Source organism: Antribacter gilvus (assembly GCF_003946865.1).
GTDB classification, from domain to species: domain Bacteria; phylum Actinomycetota; class Actinomycetes; order Actinomycetales; family Cellulomonadaceae; genus Antribacter; species Antribacter gilvus.
In genome coordinates this window covers 422,736-443,149 of sequence record NZ_QXTH01000002.1, presented here as the reverse complement: position 1 = coordinate 443,149, position 20,414 = coordinate 422,736, and the positions used below count along the sequence as shown (strand labels likewise).

Sequence of the window (20,414 nt, the reverse complement as noted above, 5' to 3'; positions counted from 1 at the left end):
CGCGCCGCCCGCCGCCGCCCGCCCGTTGCCGCGTGATCGGTAGTTCGTTGCATGATCGGCAGTTCGAACTGCCGATCATGCAACGAACTACCGATCACGTGCGCGCTGCCGGGACCGCTGCCGGAACCCGCCGGCGCAGCGTCGCCACCAGCACGCCACCGAGGCACAGGGCCCCGCCGAGCAGCGCCACCGGCGCGGGGATCTCGCCCAGCAGCCCCCACGAGAGCAGCACCGTCAGCGGCGGCACGAGGTAGGTCGTGGCGGCGAGGCGGCCCGCCGTCGTGCGGGACAGCGCGTAGCCCCAGGTCACGAACGCCACGGCGGTGGGGAACACCCCGAGGTAGACCACGCCGAGCGTGGCGGGCAGCGGGGCGGCGGCGAAGTCGGCAAGAAGGTCCGCCGCGAACGGCAGGCTCGCTACCGTGCCCGCGACGCAGCCGAGCCACGTCATCGTGAGGTTGTCGACGTGGGGGATGAGCCGCTTCTGGAGGGTCGCGCCCACGGCGTACAGCCCGGCAGCGGCGAGGCCGAGGGCCACCGCCACGGCGTCGGCCGCGCCGTTCGAGGTGGCGACGGCGATCGTCGCCACCCCGGCGAAGGCGATCCCGATACCGAGGATCAGCCGCCGCGGGAAGCCCTCGCCGAGCGCCAGCCCGGCGATCACGGCGATGAGGATCGGCGCGAGCCCCACGAGGAGGGACGCGGTCCCGGCGTCGAGCGTGCGCTCGGCGGCGTTGAGGGCCAGGTTGTAGAGCCCGAACCAGAGCACGCCCCACACCGCGACACCGGCGAGCACCTTGCCGCCGGGGAAGCGCGGCACGCGCATCCTGCCCGAGACCAGCACCATGACCGTGAGCGCCAGGCTCCCGGTCAGGACGCGACCGAGCGTGAGGGCGCCGGGGGAGTAGTCGTGCCCGGCGGCCCGGATCCCGATGAACGCCGACGCCCACAGCACCACCGTCACCATGGCGGCGGCAGGGAGCAGGAGGCGGTGCGGGGCCCGGGGGATCACGGTAGAAGCCTCGCCCGGGGTGCCGGGCGGTGTCTCGCGGGTTTCGGTCGGCGTGGTCATGGTGCGATCCTCGCCCGAGCCGACTCTTCAGCACAAGCGACGATTCCTTCACTTCTGTTCAGTGCCGCTGTACGGTGGGTTCATGCTCGATGTTCACCGCCTCCGCGTCTTCCGGTCCGTCGTCGCGTCCGGCTCCGTGCAGGCCGCCGCCGCGAACCTGGGCTATACGCCCTCCGCCGTGAGCCAGCACGTCACGGCGCTGCAGCGGGAGACCGGCCTCACGCTCTTCGCCAAGGCAGGCCGCGGCATCCGGCCCACGGCGGCGGGCCGGGTGCTCGCGGCCGAGGCCGACGAGGTGCTCGCGCGGCTGGGCGAGGCCGAGCTGCTCGTCGCGGACCTTCGGGCGGGGCGCACCGGGAGCCTCTCCATCGCGTACTTCGCGTCGGCGGGCTCGGCCTGGCTGCCCGAGGTCGTGCGCGCCATCACCACCCGGTTCCCCGGGGTGCGCCTCGACCTCGAGCTGCGGGAGCACATCCCCGACGGCGTCGAGGAGCGGGCCGACCTCCAGATCGTCGTGGCCGACGACGGCTTCGACCCCGGCGTGGGGTTCACCGCCCACCACCTGCTCGACGACCCCTACGTCGCCGTGCTGCCCATCGGCCACCGGTTCGCGGGACTGCGCGAGATCGAGCTGGCCGAGCTGGCCACCGACCACTGGATCGACAACGACTACCAGCGCGGCTGGTGCCGGCGGAACCTCCTCGAGGCCTGCCGCGCGGCGGGGTTCGCGCCGCCGTTCCACGTCGAGGCCCATGACTACGCGACGGCGCTCGCCTTCGTGGACGCCGGCATCGGGCTCACCATCCTGCCCGCGCTGGGCGCCGTGCGGCTGCCGGCCGGCACGGTGGCGGTGCCCGTGGTGCGACCCACGCCGGTGCGCTCCGTGTACGCCGTCGTGCAGGACGCCGTGGCCGAGGTCCCGTCCGTGCGGGCGGCGCTCGACGCCCTGCGCGTCGTGGCGGCGACCCGCACCGGGGCCGCTCTCCCGGCCACCGACCGGCGCGAGGCCACGTACGCTGGGTGAGTTCCGGCGTCGGGCACCGTCCGACGCCTCCCCGATCGAGAGGTGACCCTCGTGACCACCCTTCCTTCCGCCTCCGGCACGTTCGGCGACAAGCCTGTGCTGTCCTTCCCCGAGGGCGGCGCGCCCGCCGGCCTGCAGGTGCAGGTGCTCGAGGAGGGCAGCGGGCCGGTCGTCGAGGCCGGCCGCACCATCGTCGTGAACTACCTGGGTCAGACCTGGGACGGCCAGGTCTTCGACAACTCGTACGACCGTGGTGACACGATCGACTTCCCGATCGGCGTCGGCGCCGTGATCGGCGGCTGGGACAAGGGCCTCGTCGGGCAGAACGTGGGCTCCCGCGTGCTCCTGTCGATCCCGGCCGAGCACGGTTACGGCTCGCGCGGCGTGCCCCAGGCGGGCATCCCCGGCGGCGCGACCCTCGTCTTCGTGGTGGACATCGTCGGCGTCAGCTGAACCTGCCCGACGACGAACGGCCCGCGTGGTCACCTTCCGGTGACCACGCGGGCCGTTCTCGTCGGACCTCGCTACGGGACCGGGTACGCGACCACCTGCGGCGACGCGAAGGAGCCGATCGCGGGGGCGCCCGTGTCGTTGACGACGTGCTCGATCCCGCCCGAGCCGTTGAGGAACACGCTGGTCATGGACCGGAGCGTCACGCCAGGGGCGTTGGGCACCTGGATGCCCGACTCGACCCGGACGTCCTCGTTCTGGTTGAAGAACGCGTACACGCCGAGCCCGACGGCCTCGTGCTGCTGCACGTGGTCGGCCACACGGTAGGACGCGTAGCCCTTGCGGTCGCCGTCCATCCAGGCGGCCTGCGACGGCGGGTCGTACGGCAGCTCGCTCTGGTAGAAGATCGTGCGGCCGCGCTCGCCGTTCCAGATGGTCTGGTTCTCCTGGTAGTGCTCCACGAAGAGGCCGGTCGCGGTGACGTCGTCACCGTTCACGACGACGCCGTGGGCGCCGGTGTTGAGGTCCCAGGCCACGCCTTCGCCGTGGTCCGCGCGCCAGGCCCAGATGTGGTCCAGGAGCACGTGGTCGCTGTTGACCTCGATCGACGTGACCGCCTTGCCGGCCCACGGGCCGCCGATGCGGACGAACACGTCCGTGAGGGTGACCGGGTTGGCCGGGTCGGCCTTGTGGGCGTCCTCCGGGCCCACCTGGATCAGCACGTCGGACTCGGGCACGTTGGCGTCGACGGTGATGCCGGCCACGACCACGCCCGGCACGTCGGCCACGGTGAGGGCCGCGTTGCCGTGGGTGGGCGTGAGCGAGGCATACCCCAGGCCGAGCACGACGGTGTCCGCGCGCTTGACCTTCAGCGCCCGGTCCAGCTCGTACAGGCCCGGCGTGAGGACCACGTGCTTGCCGCGGGCGAGCTGGGCGTTGATGCTCTTCGCGGTGTCGCGGCCCTCGCGGGCGACGTAGAAGTCCTCGATCGGGATCGAGCGGCCCGCGTCGGCTTCCGTGGACCAGTCCACGCCCCGCGTCTCCGTGGCGGCGTGGGGGACGAAGACCTCGAGGCCGCCGTCGTCGGCCCGGTAGAGGAACGGGGCCTCGCGGGTGACGGGCGTGGAGTCGAGCGTGGTCTTGTTGCCCGCGCCACCCCCGGCCAGCGGGCCGAAGTCGGTGGCCGGTGCGCCCTCGACGCCCGAGAACACCATGTTCCAGACGCCGCCGTCCCAGGTGCCCACCTCGCTGTTGCGGGTGTACCACTGCTGCTGGGAACCGGTGACGAGGCGGCCGGTCACGCGCGAGTTCGCGAGGTAGCCGCCCGAGGCGTACTCGCCGAACCGGCCGAACACCGTCAGGTCACCGCGGATCTCCACCCGGCGCATCGGTGCCGCCTGGGAGACGGCCCAGCGCATCTGGTGCGGGTCGGCGAGCTGGGAGGGGAAGGGCAGGGTCGCGTCGTCGGGCAGCGGGCGCTGGATCGGGTTGATCGCCAGGTTCGACATGGAGCGCCAGAACCGCGTGAGCGATCCCGGGTCCTGGCAGGCCCACGGGCTCTCGGGGCAGCGCACGACGGGCTCCACGTGCAGCGCGCCGTTGATGAGCACGTCGCCCGGCTGGGCGCCGAGGCCGGAGATCGACTCGTAGTAGCCCACGTGGGCGTTGACGATGCCCTGGGCCGTGGCGGGGTCGTCCTGGCCCGCCGCGCTGCCGTACACGCCCGGCTCGAAGAACACCTGGTGACGGTCGAGGCTGAACTCGGCCTCGTCGTTCAGGGTGTCGAGGAAGGAGTTGATCCTGTCGACCGACCACGTCTCGTCGATGAACGTGACATTGGGGCCGAAGTCGGGGTCGTCGGAGTGGTGCTGCATGGCTCCTGCTGTGGCTGTGCCCGGAACGGTCGCGACCGCGCCGCTCGCGAGGAGCGACACGGCGACGGCGCCGCGCAGGGTGGAGCGGAGTGTCCTCATCGACAGTCCTCGGTCTCGGGGCAGCGGGGGATGGGCCCCGCTGCCGGTTGTCGTCGCCCCCGGGAGACGAGGGCTGGACGCACCCGGTGAACCGGGTGCGGGACCGAGCGTAGCGACTTCTTACCGGTCTGTCAGCAAACGCTCTCACGGACGGATCGGGTGATTGTGAACCGCGGATCCTGTGCGATGTGCTCCGTAGTGCCCACCAACCGTGAGAGCGCTCCTCGATAGCGCAGCGGCGTGTTGAACACCGTCCACAGCTCGCCGCCCGGGCGCAGGACACGGCCGGCCGTGGCGAACATCCGGTGCGCCGCGTCGGTGCTGAGGGCGGCCCGGTCGTGGAAGGGCGGGTTGCAGAGGATCAGGTCGGCGCTCGCGTCGGGGAGCGCGGCGCCGGCGTCGTCCCGGAGCACGGTGACCCGACCGCTCACCCCGTTGCGCTCTGCCGTGCCGGCCGCCGACGCTGTCGCCGCCGCAGACCGGTCCGTCGCCACGACCCGGGCGGCCGGGTACCGCAGGGCCAGGACCGTGGCGAGGATCCCCGTGCCGCAGCCCAGGTCCACCGCGGTGGTAGCCGCCGTGGGCCAGAGGTGCGACTGTGCGAGGAGGAAGCGGGTCCCGAGGTCGAGGGTGGGGCCGGCGAAGGCGGCGCCGTGGGCGACGACGGCGAGGGCGTGCTCCGGGCCGCGTCGGTCGGTTGCCGCCGCGTCGGTCGGTATATCGACCGACGCCGCGACAAGGGACCGACGCCGGGAGGCGCCGGCGGGTGGCCGGGCTGCTGCGAGGACCTCCGGGTCGCTCAGGCGCGCCTCGACCGGGTAGGTGAGGGGAACGTCGCGCCGGTCGGGCCGGACGCCGCGGGCGACGAGCACGCGCGACTTCTGCCGGGCCCGGGTGGCGGTGACGTCGCTGAGCTCGGCGGCCAGCACGTCGTTCATGGCGCGCGTCATGTGCTTGACCCGGCCGCCTGCGAACACCACCACGTCGGGGTGCGCCCAGCGCGCCACGTGCTCGGCCACCTCGGTGAGCTCCGCGAGGGAGGTGGGCAGCTGCAGCAGCACCACGCGGACGCCGTCGAGCAGGGCTCGGCCCAGGGGGTGGTGGGCGTAGCCGGGCTCGGGTGCGCGCTCGGGCGCGGGCTGGGGTGCGCGCGAAACTGCTTCCAGGGTCGTCTCGTGGGCCGTAGGTGGGCCTGGAAGCAGTCTGGCGCGCACACCTGCCGCGAGGGCCGCGTTGGCCGCGAGGGCCGCCTCTGCCGTGACGACGTCCTGGTGCACCCGCACGTGCGTGGCGCCGAGGGCGATCGCGCCGAGCGTCAGGGCCCCGAACCGGTCGCCCACCACCACGACCGACCCGGGCGGGGCGCCCTCCACCGCTGTGCGGGCCTCGTCGAGCAGGAGGCGGTCGGCGGCGTCGACGGCGACGGGGCCGTCAGCGCGCGAACCGTCCTCGGGGTACGGGACGAGCCGCGACAGCACCTCGTCGACGTCGGTCATGCGCTACCTCGTGCTCGGACGGACGCACACTGTCTCGGCGGGGGAGGCGTGCCGAGGTCGTCAGCTCGCGGGCGGTGCGGGCGGCGTGGGAGGGGTCGGCCGTGCGGTCGGCGTCGGCGACGTCGGCGACTGGCGCGCGGCAACGCGGTCCGCCTTCGCCTGCTCCTTGGCCTTCTCCGCGGCGAGCCGCTCGTCCTCCTCGCGCACCTGCGCGAAGATCTGGCGCTCGCGGACCAGCCACGACGGCGGCTCGGCGCGCAGCTCGTCGATCTGCTCGGTGGTCAGCGGCTCGGTGATGCCGCCCCTGGTCAGGCCGGCGATCGAGATGCCGAGGCGCCCGGCCACGACCGGGCGGGGGTGGGGGCCGTTGCGTCGCAGGTCGGCGAGCCACTCCGGCGGGTTCTTCTCGAGCTCTTCGAGCTCGGCGCGCGTGAAGGTGCCCTCCTGGAACTCCTGTGGCGTCGCCGGGAGGTAGACCCCGAGCCGCTTGGCCGCGTTGGACGGCTTGAACTGCTGGGAGGCGAAGGGGGAGCTCATGGTCCCAGGGTATCCGGCAGCGGCGTACCCGCCCGGGTCGGACGGCCGTGACCTCCACCTCCCTGTACTGCCACCGGCAGGCCGGGCCTGGCGCGTTCCCGCGCGGACCGGCACGTAGCCTGGCGGTATGCAGCCCTCCGACGCCCCGGTGCCCGACGACGCCGCGGACGCCTCCTCATCGATCGCCCCCCAGGGCGACGAGCCGCCCAGGGACACCCAGCCCGCCGACGAGCCGACCAGCGACGACGCTCCCGACAGCGCCGAGCCCCCCGCCGCGGACGATCCCCGGCCGCGGTTCCGCCTCGCCTTCGTACCTGGGGCCACGCCCGGCAAGTGGGTGTCGGTGTGGCGCGACCGGATCCCTGACGTGCGGCTCGACCTCGTCGGCGTCGAGGCGGCGGACGTCCCGGCGGCGCTCCTGGACGGCCGGGCCGACGCGGCGATCGGCAGGCTTCCCGTCGACCCCGACCTGTACTCGGCGATCCCGCTGTACGAGGAGGCCTCGGTGGTCTGCGTCTCCCGCGACCACATGGTCGCCGCCCTGGAGGCGGACGAGGCGGTCGCCCTCGACGACATCGCCGACGAGACGGTCTGGCTGCCGCTCGACGACGTCCTCTTCGCCGGCGGCCCCGTGCCCGGCGTCGCCCCCACGTCCCCCGACCCCGCCGGACCGGAGCGTCCCGCCACCACGCTGGAGGCGCTCGCCGTCGTGGCCGCGAACGTCGGCATCGCGATCCTCCCGCAGTCGGTGGCGCGCCTCCACCACCGCAAGGACGTCGTGTTCCGCCGGCTGGAGGGTGGCCCTGTCGCGCCCGTCGGCCTGGTGTGGCCCAAGGACCGCACCACCGACCTGGTCGAGGAGATGATCGGCATCGTGCGCGGCCGCACGGTCAACAGCTCGCGCGGCCGCGGCAGGGTGCCCGACGACGCCCCGGCCGCCTCCCCGAAGGGACCCGCCAAGGGCACGGGCACCAAGGGCACGGGCACCAAGGTCGACGCTGCGAGAGGCGGCCGGAGCGGTGGTGCGCAAGGGTCCCGGACGGGCGGACGAGCGGGTGGGACGACTGGTCGAGGCGCGCGACCGTCCTCCGGCGAGAAGGGTAAAAAGAAGGGTAAAGGGCGTAAGTAGAGTAGATATGACGGTTGTATGGCATTAAGTCGCCAGAAGTCCGGATTGGAGATTGCGGCATACACCGCTACCATCCCCGTGGCCGCCTCATCTTGCGTGTGGCCTGGCACCAAGGGTTGAAGGAGCGCACTGTGCGCAAGCTGACTGTTCTGGGGGCAGCGACGCTGCTCCTCACCGGGCTCGTTGCCGGACCGGCCGCGGCCACCGTGGACAACGGGACCCATTACCCCGAGTACGACACCTGCAACGATCTCATCGCGGCGATCGGCACGGGCGCCGTCGATCTCCCCGATGGCTCGACGATCGGCGACAAGATCGACGCCGGTGTGGGCGACACGGACAGCGACCACTCGGTCGTCACCGTGCCCGCACCCACGGGCACCCTCATCTCCGGCTACTGCGTCAAGGCCGGTTCGGCGCAGCAGCCGGAGGCCGGGGTCTACCTGGTCATCCTCGATGAGCCGGTGGGTTCCGTCGACATCACCTACCCGTGGGCTTCCGGCAAGGACGTGAGCCACTACGCGCTCGTCGTCGTCCAGTCGCCGGGATCCACGCCCACCCCCACCCCGACCCCGACCACGTCGGAGTCGCCTTCCTCGACGCCGACCCCGACGGGCACGGAGTCGCCTTCCTCGACGCCGACCCCGACGGACTCGGAGTCGCCTTCCGGCACCCCGACGCCGTCAACGACGGCTTCGACGTCGCCCAGCGGGTCGCCCAGTGCTTCGCTGAGCGCCTCGCCGAGCACCACCGTGGCCGGCGTCCAGAACGGGCCGGGCGGGCCGCTGGCCCAGACCGGTCCCGCCGGTGCGATCACGCTGACCGTGCTCGCCCTCGCCCTCGTGGGCGGCGGCGCGTCGCTCCTCGTGTTCCGTAGGCGTCAGGCCGCGGCTGCTGCTGCGATCTCGCCGACGGTGTAGTTCCCACCCCGCTGTGGGTACACGAATGGCCGCCTCCCGAACCTGGGAGGCGGCCATTCGTGTACCCACAGCGGGGCCGGAGGGGCGGGCGGGGCGGGGGGTCAGGCCTCCGTCAGGTGCAGGATCAGCGCCTGCACCGGCCACAGCGTCGGCAGCTGCAGCCCCACACCGGTGAGCACCGAGCCCGGCACCACGACGGGCTCCTTGCCGATCCACCCGGGCGTCACCCAGCCCCAGCGGGCGGCGCCCACCTCGTCCCGCACGCGCAGCGTGTACCGCCGCGACGGGTCGAGCCCGTCGAGGCGCACCCGCTCGGTCAGCGCGTCGGTGAGCGACGCGACGGTGGCGATCGTGAACACCGCCTCCGACCGGTCGGCAGCGACCACGCCCGTGACCCTCAGCGCAGGGTCCACCGTGTCCGGGTGCACCAGCGTCCCGGTGTGGAGCACGCCGCGCAGCTCCTTGTAGAGGGCGGCGTAGGCGGTGATCGCCGCGACCTCGTCCTCGTCGCAGGTGAGGATGTCCCACTCGAACCCGGCGGACCCCATGAGCGCCGTCGCGACCCGGTACGACAGGTCGGTCGACCGTCCGGACGAGTGCGCGGGCGACGGTCCCACGTGGGCGCCCACGAGCTCGGGCGGGAGCACCAGCTCGGTCCATCGCTGGATGTCCTGCCGCTCCACGGGGTCGTTGGAGTCGGAGGCCCAGACGCGGTCCGTCCGGGCGAGGATGCCCAGGTCGGTGCGGCCGCCGCCGGACGAGCAGGACTCGATCTCGAGTCCCGGGTGGTCGGCCTTGAGCCGGTCGATCAGCGCGTACGCTGCGAACGTCTGCGCGTGGGTGCCGGGCCGGCCCTCGTGGACGGGCTCCACCAGGTCGCGGTTGTGGTCCCACTTGATGAAGTCGATGCCGAGCTCGTCCACAAGGGCCGACATCTGCCCGCGCACGTGCTCCCACGCGTCCGGCTGCGCCAGGTCGAGCACGTACTGCGTGCGCCAGGAGAGCCCGTCGGGCGACGGCAGGGCGCGCGTGCTCGACAGCACCCACTCAGGGTGCTCACGGGCGAGGTCGGAGTCGAGGTTGACCATCTCCGGCTCGAACCAGAGCCCGAACTGCATCCCGAGCTCGTGCACCAGCGCGGCCAGCGGCCCGAGACCGTCCGGCCACACCGCGCGGTCCACCACCCAGTCGCCGAGGCCACGGGTGTCGTCGCGGCGGTCGTGGAACCAGCCGTCGTCGAGCACGAAGCGCTCCACGCCCACCTCGGCCGCGCGCCGGGCGAGCCGTTCGATCTTGGCGGGGGAGTGGTCGAAGTAGACCGCTTCCCACGTGTTCAGCACGAGGGGCCGCGGGGTGCGGGGGTGCTGCGGGCGGGCGCGGAGCCACCGGTGGAACCGGTCCGAGACGCCGTCGAGCCCCGTGGCGGACCACACGAAGTACGCCACCGGCGTGCGGTACGACGCCCCCGGCGCTGGCCGGATCTCGCCCGGCCGCAGCAGCTCGCCGGCGCCGAGGAGCGTGACGTGCTCGGTCAGCTGGTCGGTCCGGTGCGTGGTGTCGGCGCTCCAGCCGAGGTGCACGGCCCACACCTCGCCCGCGCGGTTGCGGGGCGCCCCCGCGGACACGAGGCTCACCCACGGCATGTCGTGCCCGCCCCGCCCCCGGCGTGACTCCCGCGTGGTGGTCCCGGGCGGCAGCGCGCCCGTGACGGGCGTCTTCTCGCGGGGCCACCTGCCGGTGAAGCGGGTGAGGTGGTCGGCGGTCTTCGGCACGGGCAGGGTGGCCTCGAGCCAGGCGACGTCGAGCGGCGCCGTGCCCGTGTTGGTGAGCTCGTGCTCGAGGCGGAGCACGCCGCCCTCGCCGATCTCCAGCAGCGTGCGCAGCAGCAGCCCGTGCTCGGTGTCCTCGGCCGTGACGGTGAGGGCGGCGGCGTCGCGCTCCACCTCCGCCACCGTCCAGCGGGGGAACAGCGGCGCCCCGCCGGCGGTGGCGAGCAGGCCGGGGCGGCCCGCCCACCCGTCCGACTCCTGCGGCACCAGCGGCAGCCGCCACGCGGCGTCGAGCGTGCCGGGCGCGGTCTGCCGGCTGGTCGCCACGTCGAGCGCGGCGAGGTCGTCGCTGGTGAGGTCGCCGAGGTCGGCGCCCCAGTGCAGCACCGTGGGCAGCCCGTAGTCGGGATGTCCCACGACGACGGCGACGCCGTCCCTGCGCAGGATGGTCCAACCGGTCATGACGTCCTCCAGGGTCGGTACTCGGGCACGACGGGCACGACGGCGGTGCTCAGCGCACCACGACGTCGTTGGCGGTACGCAGCACCGGCGCGGAGACGAGCGCCTCCGCGTCGAGCTCCTGCGCCGTCGCGACGTGGAAGGTGATGGTCGCACCCGCGGGAAGGTCGACGACCTGGTCGTCCACCGTCGCCGCCGGGTCCAGCCGGTCCACCAGGAGGCTCACGCCGCGGGCCAGGGAGCGCGCGGTCACCGAGACGGCGTAGCCGCCCGGTGCCGCCGCCACGGTCGCCGTCACCGGCGCCGGGTCGAGCGCGAGGTCCTTGTCCTCCCCCCACAGGTACACCGTAGGCACGCCCCCGAGCTCGGCGACGAGCGCCTCGCCGGTCACGTCGCCCACGGCGACCACCTCGCCCTCCAGCGGGACGAGCGCCACGGAGCGCGGCGCCACGTCCACCTCGCTGCCCGACGACGCCAGCACCTCACCACCCAGCGTGGTCCGCCGCAGGGCGACCGTGCCCTGCCAGGGCTCGTCGGTGTCGTTGACCACGGCGAGAACCAGCCGGGCCGACGACGCCGTCCCGGCCGGGCCCTCGCCGCCGTCGGCCACCCGCGGCTGGACCGTGAGGATCCGGTCCGCGAAGGCGTGCCGCATCGCGTACCAGAGCGGCTTCCGGCGGCCGTCGCCGTCCACGGCCGCCCACGACGTCACGGGCCAGCAGTCGTTGAGCTGCCACACGATCGCGCCCGCGGTGCGCGGCCACCAGGACCGGTAGTGCTCCACCGCGAACTGGATCGCGCGCGCCTGGTTGAGCTGCGCGGCCCAGTGCCAGTCGGCGAAGTCCGTCGGCACGCCCAGGTGCGGGGCCATGCCGCGGTCGAGCTTGCCGTTGCCGTCGTCGGCCTTCTGGTGGAGCAGGAACGCGGGGTCCTCCTTGGACGTCTCGCCCAGGGCACGCGACTGGGTCGCCCATGTCGCCGGGCCCTGGAAGCCGAACTCCGAGCAGAACCGCGGCACGTCCTCGCGGTAGCGCGTGTAGTCGGTCCGGTTCCACACCTCCCACTGGTGGTGCGTCCCGTGGTCGGGGTCGTTCGGGTGCATCTCCTCGGCCGTGAGGCCGGGGGAGTACGGCGACCCGTCCGCGTACGGCCGGGTCGGGTCGAGCTCGCCCACCACCGCCGGGAACAGCTCGGAGTAGTACCGCGCGCCCCACGTGAGGTCGCCCAGGCGCTCCTTCCAGCCCCAGTCCTCGTGGCCCCACAGGTTCTCGTTGCCGCCGTTCCACAGCACCAGCGACGGGTGCGGCGTCAGCCGGGCCACGTTCTCCCGGAGCTCCGCCTCGAACTCGCCCCAGTGCGGGTCCTCCTCCGGGTACGCCGCGCACGCGAGGAGCACGTCCTGCCAGACCAGCACGCCACGCTCGTCGCACACGTCGTAGAAGTCGTCGGTCTCGTAGATGCCGCCGCCCCACACGCGCAGCAGGTTGAGGTGGGCGCCCAGCGCTTGATCCACGCGCTCCGCCAGGCGCTCGCGGGTGATGCGGGTGAGGAGGTGGTCGTCGGGGATCCAGTTGGCGCCGCGCACGAACACCGGGCGGCCGTTGACCTCCAGCGTGAAGCGCGTGCCGTGCTCGTCCTTGCTGCGGTCCAGGGTGACGGTCCGGAAGCCGATGCGGCGGGTCCAGCCGTCGAGGGCCGCGCCGTCGGGCCCCGCGAGGGTCACCTCGAGCGGGAACAGCGGCTGCTCGCCGTACCCGGCGGGCCACCAGAGCGGGGCGTCGGGCACCTCCAGGCGCACGACGCCGGAGCTCGCCCCCGCGTCGATGGTCACCTCCGCGTCGTGGCCGGGGAGCGTGGCGCGGACCGTGAGCGGCCCCGCCTCGCCCAGGCCCGAGCGCTCGACGTCGACGTGGACCTCGACCACCCCGGTGCCGCCGTCGACCGTGACGAGCGGGCGCACGCCCGCGAGGCGGGCCACGCGCCAGCGCTCGACCCGGACCGGCTTCCAGAGGCCGGCCGTCTGCAGGTCCGGACCCCAGTCCCAGCCGAACGAGCAGGCCATCTTGCGCACCATGTTGAACGGCTGCGTGTACGCCATGGGCCGGGCGCCGAGGCGCTCGGACTCCGCCTCGGCGGTCTCCAGGGCGGAGGCGAGGTCCACGGTGAGCTCGGCCGGGCCGCCCACGAGGTGCCGCACGTCGAAGCGGTAGCCGCGGTGCATGTTGGCGGTGCGGCCCAGCTCCGTGCCGGCGAGCGCGATGGTGGCGACGGTGTCGACGCCCTCGAGCACGAGGTCGACGCGCTCGTCGGCGCCCGGGGCCGGCTCGTCGAGCGTGGTGGCGTAGCGCCAGGTGGCGCGCTTCATCCACGCGAGGGCCGTCTCGTTGGTCCCGAGATACGGGTCCGGGATCAGGCCGTGGTCCAGCAGGGCGGTGTGACTGGTGCCGGGGACCGTGGCGGGCAGGTCGCGGAGCTTCTCCGCGAGGTCTGCGGGCACGGGCCCGCCGGTGGCCGTCAGGGTCCAGGCGGTCAGGTCACGGCTGATCATCGGTGATCCTCGTCCTCGAGCGGTGTCCGGAAACGTCGCGCCGTCGTCAGAGACGTGCGCGACGACAGCATTGTTCAGTGAACGAAGAAAGTTCGTCAAACCTTCGGGCGCAAGTGGCCGCCCGGCGCGGCCCCGGGTCACGGAATGGCAACGACCCGCCATGGGCCAATTGACAGGACTTCGTTTCGTCAGTTACAAAAGGTCCTGCTGCGGCGTGGGTCACACCCGCCGGGTCCGCCGATGGGGGCGTTCCCGAGCCCGCCGCGGCACGGCCTCGCCGGCGACGGCGACCAACAGAGGGACTTCGATGACGCACTCCTCCTCGCGGCGCACGCGGCGCCGCGCCCTGGCTGGTGTCGCACTCGTGTCCGCAGCGGCGTTCGCGCTCAGCGCGTGCTCCGGCGCGGCACAGGGCGGCAGCGCTGGTGGTGGCACCACCATGACCGTCTTCAACGGTGCGACCGGCACGATCAACGAGAACTGGAACCCGTTCTCCCCGACGCTTCTGCAGCCCACGCTCGGTGTGATCTACGAGCCGCTGTTCTGGTACAACCTTGCCGAGACCTCCGAGCCCACGCCCCTGCTGGGCGAGTCGTGGGAGTGGAACGAGGACGGCACCGAGCTGACCATCACGACCCGTGAGGGCGTCGAGTGGTCGGACGGTGAGCCGTTCACGGCCAACGACGTGGCGTTCACCTTCAACCTCCTCAAGGACACGCCGGAGCTCAACACGTCCGGCCTCGCGGCCAGCGCGGAGGCGACCGACGACACGCACGTCACCCTGACGTTCGAAGAGCCGTCGTTCATGCAGGAGCCGCAGGTCCTGGGCAACCAGGCGATCGTGCCCGAGCACGTCTGGTCGGAGCTCGACGACCCGATCACCACGATCAACCAGAACCCGGTCGGCACCGGCGCGTACAAGCTCAAGTCGTTCTCGGCGCAGAGCTACCTGCTCGAGAAGAACGCGAGCTACTGGGAGGAGGGCAAGCCGTCGGTCGACGAGATCCGCTACATCTCCCTCGACAACGCCGACGCCGCCGCGGCCGCCCTGATCTCCGGCCAGGTCGACTGGATGAGCTCGTTCCTCCCCGACCTGGACGGCCTCCTGGCCGACAACCCGGACCTGTCGTACGTGAACACCCCGGCTCTCACCACGTCGATCTTCACGTGCTCCAACGCCGACCTCGGCTGCGAGGGCCCGCAGACGGACCCGGCCGTGCGCCAGGCGATGTACCACGCGATGGACCGTGACCAGCTCAACCAGCTCGCCGGCGGCGGCTTCGCCGCGACCGGCTCGCCCACGCTCCTGCTCCCCGAGCGTGACGCCGACTGGATCGCGGACTCCGCGAACCTGACCACGCCCGAGGGCGCGGACACCGACAAGGCCAACGAGCTGCTCGATGCCGCCGGCTGGGTGCTGGGCGCGGACGGCGTCCGTGAGAAGGACGGCCAGAAGCTGTCCATGACGATCCAGACCGTCACCGGCTGGAGCGACTACATCTCGCTGAACGACACCATGGCGCAGCAGTTCAAGGCGGTCGGCATCGAGCTCAAGCCGACGCAGCTCGCCTGGAACGAGTGGAACGACAACCAGACCAAGGGCACGTTCCAGCTCTCGCTCGACTCCATCGGCCTCGGCGCCTCCGCGAACCCGTACTTCACGTACAACCCGCGGTACTCGACCGACAACACCACCAAGGTGGGCGAGCCCTCCTACGGCCAGAACTTCTCCCGGTACTCGAACCCGGTCGTGGACGAGGCCATCAAGGCCGCCGCGGCGACCGACGACGAGGCCGTGCAGAAGGAGGCGTACGCCACGATCCAGGAGGAGATCGTCCGCGACATGCCGTACGTGCCGATCTACATCAACTCGACGCTCACCGAGTTCAACAACTCGAAGGTCACCGGGTTCCCGAGCAACGAGGACAAGTACGCCTTCGCGGCGTCGTGGAAGGCCTGGGACAACGGCATCGTCCTGAAGACGATCGTCCCGGCTGAGTGATCGCGACGAGGAGGAGCTCGAGAGGACGCACGAGATGAGATTCGTACTGCAGAAGCTGGGGTTCTACGCCGTCGCGCTCTGGGCGGCGGTCACCCTGGACTTCCTCATCCCACGGCTGATGCCCGGAAACCCGGTGGATCAGCTCGTCTCCAAGCTCGCGCAGAAGGGGCAGGTGACGCCGGAGACCCGGCGGGCCATCGAGCTCCTCCTCGGCGCAGACCTGGACCAGCCGCTCTGGCAGCAGTACCTGGGCTTCTGGGGCCAGATCGCCCGCGGCGACCTCGGCAGGTCGGTCGCCTACTTCCCGGCCTCCGTGTCGGACATGATCGGCCAGACGCTGCCGTGGACCCTCGGCCTCATCGGCCTGTCCACGATCATCTCGTTCCTGCTCGGCGTGGGCCTCGGCACCTTCGCCGGCTGGAAGCGGGGGTCCTGGGTCGACAACCTGATCCCCAGCCTCACCATGCTGCAGTCGGTGCCGTACTTCTGGCTGGCGCTGATCCTGCTGTACGTGTTCGGCCTGATCCTGGGCGTCTCGCCGCTCAACGGCGGCTACGACCCGTGGAACACCTTCCCGGGGTGGAACTGGGCGTTCATCCAGTCGGTCATCTACTACGGCACCCTGCCCGCCATCACGATCGTGGTCTCCTCCGTGGGCGGCTGGATGCTCGGGATGCGCAACATGATGGTGTCCACGCTCTCGGAGGACTACATCCTCACGGCCGAGGCGAAGGGCATCCACCCCCGCCGCATCATGCGCGCCTACGCGGCACGGAACGCGGTGCTGCCGTCAGTCGCGGGCTTCGCGATCTCGCTCGGGTTCGTCGTGGCCGGCTCCATCGTGGCGGAGGTCGTCTTCAGCTATCCCGGCATCGGCAACATGCTGCTGCAGGCCGTGAACTCCAACGACTACGCGCTGATGCAGGGCATCTTCCTGGTCATCACGCTGTCCGTGCTGGGCGCCAACCTCCTGGTGGACCTGCTGTACGGCGTCATCGACCCGCGCACCCGAGCGAGGAGCTGAGCCATGCGCAACCTGCCACCCCTGACCCCCAAGCTCCTGGTGGGCCTGACCATCGTCGGCGCGTTCGTCCTCTGGGGCATCGTCGGGCCGTTCGTGGTCGCGGACCCGTCCGGGATCGACAACATCGGCCTGTCCGCGCCCAGCGCGGACCACCTCCTCGGCACCACGCAGACCGGCCAGGACGTGCTGGCCCAGTTCGCCCACGCCACCCGTGGGTCGCTGATCATCGGCCTCGTCGTCGGCGTGCTGACGCTGCTCCTCTCCGCCTTCTTCGGCGTGGTGGGCGCGTACGTGGGCGGCTGGGTCGACGAGGGCTTCTCGCTCTTCTCCAACGTCATGCTCGTGATCCCCGGCCTGCCGCTCGTCATCATCATCTCCAGCTACGTGACCGACAAGAGCGTCTGGCTCGTGGCCGGGGTGCTGGCCATCACGAGCTGGGCCGGGTCGGCCCGCGTGCTGCGCGGCTTCACCCTGTCCGTGCGGAGCCGCGACTACGTCCTCGCGGCCCGCGTGGCGGGCGAGCGACCCTGGCGGGTGCTGCTCGTCGAGATCCTGCCCAACCTGGTGCCGCTGCTCGCGTCGCAGGCTGTGTTCGGCATCATCTTCGCCATCCTGGGCGAGGCGGGCCTGTCGTTCCTCGGCCTCGGCGCCACCGGCTCGTTCACCTGGGGAACCATGCTCTACTACGCCCAGAACAGCCTGGCGCTGATGCGCGGGGCGTGGTGGTGGTTCATCCCGCCGGGCCTGAGCATCGCGCTCTTCGGCGCCGCGCTCGCCCTCATCAACTTCTCCATCGACGAGATCATCAACCCCCGCCTGCGCGACCACACGCGTGCGGTGACGAAGCGCTGGCAGGTGACCGGGCCGTCGTCGGGCACCGCGGTGGAGGGCGCCGCTCCTGCCGAGAAGGAGGCGACCGCATGACCGCCACCCTGCCCACCACCGCGGGGCGCGCCCCGCGGCACGAGGTGGACCCCGTCCTCGAGATCACCGACCTGAGCATCGAGTACCAGGCCGAGAAGGTGGTCCGCGCCGTGGACCACGTCTCCCTGACCCTGGGCCGGGGTGAGGTGCTGGGCCTGGCCGGGGAGTCGGGGTGCGGCAAGTCGACGCTCGCGTACGGGATCAACCGGCTGCTCAAGACGCCTGCCGTCGTGACGGGCGGCTCGGTGATGTTCCACTCCCGGGAGGGCCACACCATCGACGTCCGCGCCCTGGAGGGCGACGACCTGCGGTTCTTCCGCTGGGAGAAGATCTCCATGGTCTTCCAGGGGGCGATGAACTCGCTCAACCCGGTGAAGAAGGTCCGCGACCAGCTCGAGGACGTCTTCACCACGCACCGGCCGGACCTCGGGAAGAAGGTGCGGCGGGAGCGCTGCGGCGAGCTGCTGGAACGCGTGGGCGTGGACCGGAACCGGCTGAACGCCTACCCGCACGAGCTGTCGGGCGGCATGCGCCAGCGCGTCATGATCGCGATGGCCATGGCGCTCGACCCGCAGGTCATGATCATGGACGAGCCCACCACCGCGCTCGACGTGGTGGTCCAGCGCGAGATCCTGCGGGAGATCACCCGGCTGCGGTCGGAGCTGGGGTTCGCCGTCGTGTTCATCACCCACGACCTGCCGCTCCTGCTGGAGATCAGCGACCGCATCGCCGTCATGCGGGAGGGGCGCATCGTCGAGCTGGCCGAGGCGCTCACCCTCTACACGCAGCCGCAGCACGACTACACGAAGACGCTGCTCGGCTCGTTCCCGAGCCTGACCGGGGAGCGCGGCGGGTTCGTGCGCGACACGGGCAGCACGCACGCGGAGGAGATCCGATGACCACGCTCGAGCTGCGCGACGTCACCAAGGAGTACCGCCTGCGGGCCGGCTTCCGGTCCACGACGCTGCGGGCCGTCGACGGGGTGTCGTTCATCCTGGAGCCGGGCCGCACGGTGGCGCTCGTGGGCCAGTCCGGCTCCGGGAAGTCCACGATCGCGAAGATCCTCACCCAGCTGGAGCGGCCCACGAGCGGCCGGCTGCTGCTGGACGGCAAGCCGGTGGGACGCGGCCGGCGCGCGCAGCACGCCTACCGGCACCAGGTGCAGATGGTGTTCCAGGACCCGTTCGGGTCGCTCAACCCGTTCCACACCGTGGGGCACCACCTGGCCCGGCCGGTCGCGCTGCACCACCCGGGGCTGAGCAACGACGAGCTGCGGGACCGGGTGCAGTCGCTGCTGCGCCGGGTCCGGCTCGACGAGGACCTGGCCGAGCGCCGGCCGCACGAGCTGTCCGGCGGGCAGCGCCAGCGCGTGGCGATCGCCCGGGCGCTCGGCCCGGGGCCGGGCATCCTCGTGGCCGACGAGCCCGTGTCCATGCTGGACGTGTCGATCCGCCTCGGCGTGCTCAACCTGCTGTCCACCCTGCAGCAGGAGGAGAATCTCGGCGTGCTCTACATCACCCACGACCTCGCGACCGCCCGGCACTTCAGCGACGACATCCTCGTCATGTACCAGGGGAGAATCGTCGAGCGCGGAGTCGCGGACGAGGTCATCCTGAACCCGCAGCACGAGTACACGCGCACCCTGCGCGAAGCGTCGCCCGATCCTGAGCGCCGCCTGCGTGAGCTCCAGGGCTGACGTACCAACCGTGAGGAGGACCATGCTCGGCACCGGGGCGGACCACGCCAACGCGCGAGCCGCGATCATCGACGCCATCCGGACTGCCGGGATGATCAGTCGCGTCGAGATCGTGCACGCCACCCGCCTGACCGGCGCGACGGTCTCGAACGAGGTGCGGCGTCTCCTCGACGAGGGCCTCGTCGTGGAGGCGGGTCGTGCGGCGTCGACGGGCGGCAAGCCGCGCATGCTGCTGCGGATGGTCCCGACGAGCCGTTACGCGGTCGGTATCCACCTGGACCACGACGGGCTCACGTACGTCCTGCTCGACCTCGGGGGCGCCATCGTGGCCCGCTACCGGCAGGAGGGCGTGGGGGCCGACCCGGACGCCGTCGTCGGCGAGATCACCCTGCAGGTGGAGCGGGTGGTGGCCGAGGCGGGGGTGGACCCGGAGCGCGTGCTGGGTCTCGGCGTCGTCTCGCCGGGTCCGCTGACCGCCGCGACCGGGCTGGTCATCTCGCGGCCGTCGCTGCACCAGTGGGTCGACTACCCCCTCAAGGCGCGGCTCGAGGCCGCGTCCGGGTACCCCGTCGTGATCGACAACGACGCCACCGCCGCCGCGGTGGGCGAGCACTGGACGGGCGGCGCCGAGCACTCCACCGCCTTCAGCGTGCTCTACATGGCCACGGGCGTGGGCTCCGGCACCATCGCCGACGGCGTGCCCTACCGCGGCGCCAGCGCCAACGCGGGCGAGATCGGCCACGTCTGCGTGGACATCAACGGCCCCGAGTGCTGGTGCGGCAACGTGGGCTGCATCGAGGCCTTCGCCGGGCCGTCGGCGGTGGTCGCCGCGGCACGCGAGGCGGGCCTGCTCGGCGACGAGCCCCGGGCGTCCGACGACGGCGGGGCCGGCTCCGGCACGGACGTCACCGAGGGCTTCGCGCAGGTCGCGCGGCTGGCCCTGGCGGGCGACGACGTCGCCGCCGCGATCATGGCGCGCTCGGCGCGCTACCTCGCGGTCGCCGCGCAGACGCTGTGCTCCGTGATGGACGTGGACCTGCTGGTCCTCACCGGCCCGGCGTTCGCCGTGGCCGGCGACCTCTACCTGCCCGAGGTGCAGGAGCGCGCCAGCTCGTCGTTCGTGGCGCGGGGGACGCACGGCGTGCGCGTGCTCGTGTCGTCGCACGCCAACGAGGCGGCGGCGGTGGGCGCGGCGGCTCTCGTGCTGCAGGGCGAGCTGGTGCCGCGCCGGTTCGGCGTCCGGATGCGGCTCACCACGGAGGACGGGCCCACGGTGCTGCCGGCGGCGGCGGTCTGAGGCTCGCGGCCGGGGCTGCGGCTCTTCGATTGCCCGGAGCGCACAAATCCGACTATTCCGAAATATGGACAAACGGTGGCGCCTTGCGTACCCA

At 72.3% G+C, this 20,414-nt stretch carries 16 protein-coding genes; 10 read left to right on the top strand and 6 right to left on the bottom strand.

Features of this window, described 5'->3' with window-relative positions; genetic code table 11:
* Positions 1–94: 94 nt before the first annotated feature.
* On the bottom strand, positions 95–1,072 hold the full coding sequence (locus tag D1350_RS05500) for a DMT family transporter (protein WP_125774641.1): 978 nt from the start codon (positions 1,070–1,072) through the stop codon (positions 95–97).
* Positions 1,073–1,154: 82 nt separating this feature from the next.
* Here D1350_RS05500 and D1350_RS05495 point away from each other — a divergent pair, with 82 nt between their 5' ends.
* On the top strand, positions 1,155–2,096 hold the full coding sequence (locus D1350_RS05495) for a LysR family transcriptional regulator (RefSeq protein WP_125774639.1): 942 nt from the start codon (positions 1,155–1,157) through the stop codon (positions 2,094–2,096).
* 51 nt (positions 2,097–2,147) lie between these two features.
* Positions 2,148–2,549 (top strand): FKBP-type peptidyl-prolyl cis-trans isomerase, encoded by a 402-nt coding sequence (locus D1350_RS05490; protein WP_206074425.1) that lies wholly within the window; start codon positions 2,148–2,150, stop codon positions 2,547–2,549.
* Between the two features lie 71 nt (positions 2,550–2,620).
* Here the strand turns inward: D1350_RS05490 and D1350_RS05485 are convergent, their stop codons facing one another.
* The 3 genes from D1350_RS05485 to D1350_RS05475 all read right to left on the bottom strand — a co-directional run bounded on the left by D1350_RS05485 (position 2,621) and on the right by D1350_RS05475 (position 6,552).
* Positions 2,621–4,519, bottom strand: coding sequence for an adenylyl cyclase (locus tag D1350_RS05485; protein ID WP_125774635.1), 1,899 nt, complete (start codon positions 4,517–4,519; stop codon positions 2,621–2,623).
* 131 nt (positions 4,520–4,650) lie between these two features.
* Positions 4,651–6,015 carry a class I SAM-dependent methyltransferase gene (locus D1350_RS05480; RefSeq protein ID WP_125774633.1) on the bottom strand — a complete coding sequence of 455 codons (1,365 nt, stop codon included), beginning with the start codon at positions 6,013–6,015 and terminating at the stop codon, positions 4,651–4,653.
* Positions 6,016–6,075: 60 nt separating this feature from the next.
* Positions 6,076–6,552, bottom strand: coding sequence for a DUF5997 family protein (locus D1350_RS05475; protein WP_125774631.1), 477 nt, complete (start codon positions 6,550–6,552; stop codon positions 6,076–6,078).
* A 127-nt stretch (positions 6,553–6,679) separates the two neighbouring features.
* On the opposite strand from D1350_RS05475, the gene D1350_RS05470 reads away from it, so the two are divergent.
* The gene (locus D1350_RS05470; RefSeq protein ID WP_125774629.1) at positions 6,680–7,681 is read left to right on the top strand and encodes a LysR family substrate-binding domain-containing protein; all 1,002 of its coding nucleotides are present in this window, start codon (positions 6,680–6,682) and stop codon (positions 7,679–7,681) included.
* A gap of 131 nt (positions 7,682–7,812) precedes the next feature.
* Positions 7,813–8,601, top strand: a complete 789-nt coding sequence (locus tag D1350_RS05465) for an LPXTG cell wall anchor domain-containing protein (protein WP_125774627.1) — start codon at positions 7,813–7,815, stop codon at positions 8,599–8,601.
* A gap of 101 nt (positions 8,602–8,702) precedes the next feature.
* Here the strand turns inward: D1350_RS05465 and D1350_RS05460 are convergent, their stop codons facing one another.
* Both D1350_RS05460 and D1350_RS05455 read right to left on the bottom strand, forming a co-directional pair.
* Positions 8,703–10,832 carry an alpha-galactosidase gene (locus tag D1350_RS05460; protein WP_125774626.1) on the bottom strand — a complete coding sequence of 710 codons (2,130 nt, stop codon included), beginning with the start codon at positions 10,830–10,832 and terminating at the stop codon, positions 8,703–8,705.
* A gap of 49 nt (positions 10,833–10,881) precedes the next feature.
* Positions 10,882–13,377, bottom strand: a complete 2,496-nt coding sequence (locus D1350_RS05455; protein ID WP_125774624.1) for a glycoside hydrolase family 2 protein — start codon at positions 13,375–13,377, stop codon at positions 10,882–10,884.
* Between the two features lie 307 nt (positions 13,378–13,684).
* On the opposite strand from D1350_RS05455, the gene D1350_RS05450 reads away from it, so the two are divergent.
* Genes D1350_RS05450 through D1350_RS05425 form a run of 6 tightly spaced genes read left to right on the top strand, consistent with a single transcriptional unit; the run spans position 13,685 to position 20,320 of the window.
* Entirely contained in the window at positions 13,685–15,379 is a 1,695-nt protein-coding gene (locus D1350_RS05450; RefSeq protein WP_125774622.1) for an ABC transporter substrate-binding protein, read from the top strand.
* Positions 15,380–15,413: 34 nt separating this feature from the next.
* Positions 15,414–16,403 carry an ABC transporter permease gene (locus tag D1350_RS05445; protein ID WP_125774620.1) on the top strand — a complete coding sequence of 330 codons (990 nt, stop codon included), beginning with the start codon at positions 15,414–15,416 and terminating at the stop codon, positions 16,401–16,403.
* A gap of 3 nt (positions 16,404–16,406) precedes the next feature.
* Positions 16,407–17,327 carry an ABC transporter permease gene (locus D1350_RS05440; RefSeq protein WP_125774618.1) on the top strand — a complete coding sequence of 307 codons (921 nt, stop codon included), beginning with the start codon at positions 16,407–16,409 and terminating at the stop codon, positions 17,325–17,327.
* Positions 17,324–18,226, top strand: a complete 903-nt coding sequence (locus D1350_RS05435) for an ABC transporter ATP-binding protein (RefSeq protein WP_125774616.1) — start codon at positions 17,324–17,326, stop codon at positions 18,224–18,226. Before D1350_RS05440 ends, D1350_RS05435 begins: the two co-directional genes overlap by 4 nt.
* Positions 18,223–19,023: an ABC transporter ATP-binding protein gene (locus D1350_RS05430; protein ID WP_125774614.1), complete on the top strand. Its 801-nt coding sequence runs from the start codon at positions 18,223–18,225 to the stop codon at positions 19,021–19,023. Before D1350_RS05435 ends, D1350_RS05430 begins: the two co-directional genes overlap by 4 nt.
* Positions 19,024–19,045: 22 nt before the next feature.
* The gene (locus D1350_RS05425) at positions 19,046–20,320 is read left to right on the top strand and encodes an ROK family protein (RefSeq protein WP_125774612.1); all 1,275 of its coding nucleotides are present in this window, start codon (positions 19,046–19,048) and stop codon (positions 20,318–20,320) included.
* Positions 20,321–20,414 lie beyond the last annotated feature (94 nt).

What these genes read in the sequence shown, in the direction of transcription:
- D1350_RS05475 (WP_125774631.1), bottom strand. Translation starts at nt 6,552, where the DNA reads ATGAGCTCCCCCTTCGCCTCCCAGCAGTTCAAGCCGTCCAACGCGGCC.
- D1350_RS05485 (WP_125774635.1), bottom strand. Translation starts at nt 4,519, where the DNA reads ATGAGGACACTCCGCTCCACCCTGCGCGGCGCCGTCGCCGTGTCGCTC.
- D1350_RS05435 (WP_125774616.1), top strand. Translation starts at nt 17,324, where the DNA reads ATGACCGCCACCCTGCCCACCACCGCGGGGCGCGCCCCGCGGCACGAG.
- D1350_RS05500 (WP_125774641.1), bottom strand. Translation starts at nt 1,072, where the DNA reads ATGACCACGCCGACCGAAACCCGCGAGACACCGCCCGGCACCCCGGGC.
- D1350_RS05425 (WP_125774612.1), top strand. Translation starts at nt 19,046, where the DNA reads ATGCTCGGCACCGGGGCGGACCACGCCAACGCGCGAGCCGCGATCATC.
- D1350_RS05460 (WP_125774626.1), bottom strand. Translation starts at nt 10,832, where the DNA reads ATGACCGGTTGGACCATCCTGCGCAGGGACGGCGTCGCCGTCGTCGTG.
- D1350_RS05470 (WP_125774629.1), top strand. Translation starts at nt 6,680, where the DNA reads ATGCAGCCCTCCGACGCCCCGGTGCCCGACGACGCCGCGGACGCCTCC.
- D1350_RS05480 (WP_125774633.1), bottom strand. Translation starts at nt 6,015, where the DNA reads ATGACCGACGTCGACGAGGTGCTGTCGCGGCTCGTCCCGTACCCCGAG.
- D1350_RS05445 (WP_125774620.1), top strand. Translation starts at nt 15,414, where the DNA reads ATGAGATTCGTACTGCAGAAGCTGGGGTTCTACGCCGTCGCGCTCTGG.
- D1350_RS05495 (WP_125774639.1), top strand. Translation starts at nt 1,155, where the DNA reads ATGCTCGATGTTCACCGCCTCCGCGTCTTCCGGTCCGTCGTCGCGTCC.
- D1350_RS05455 (WP_125774624.1), bottom strand. Translation starts at nt 13,377, where the DNA reads ATGATCAGCCGTGACCTGACCGCCTGGACCCTGACGGCCACCGGCGGG.
- D1350_RS05430 (WP_125774614.1), top strand. Translation starts at nt 18,223, where the DNA reads ATGACCACGCTCGAGCTGCGCGACGTCACCAAGGAGTACCGCCTGCGG.
- D1350_RS05450 (WP_125774622.1), top strand. Translation starts at nt 13,685, where the DNA reads ATGACGCACTCCTCCTCGCGGCGCACGCGGCGCCGCGCCCTGGCTGGT.
- D1350_RS05440 (WP_125774618.1), top strand. Translation starts at nt 16,407, where the DNA reads ATGCGCAACCTGCCACCCCTGACCCCCAAGCTCCTGGTGGGCCTGACC.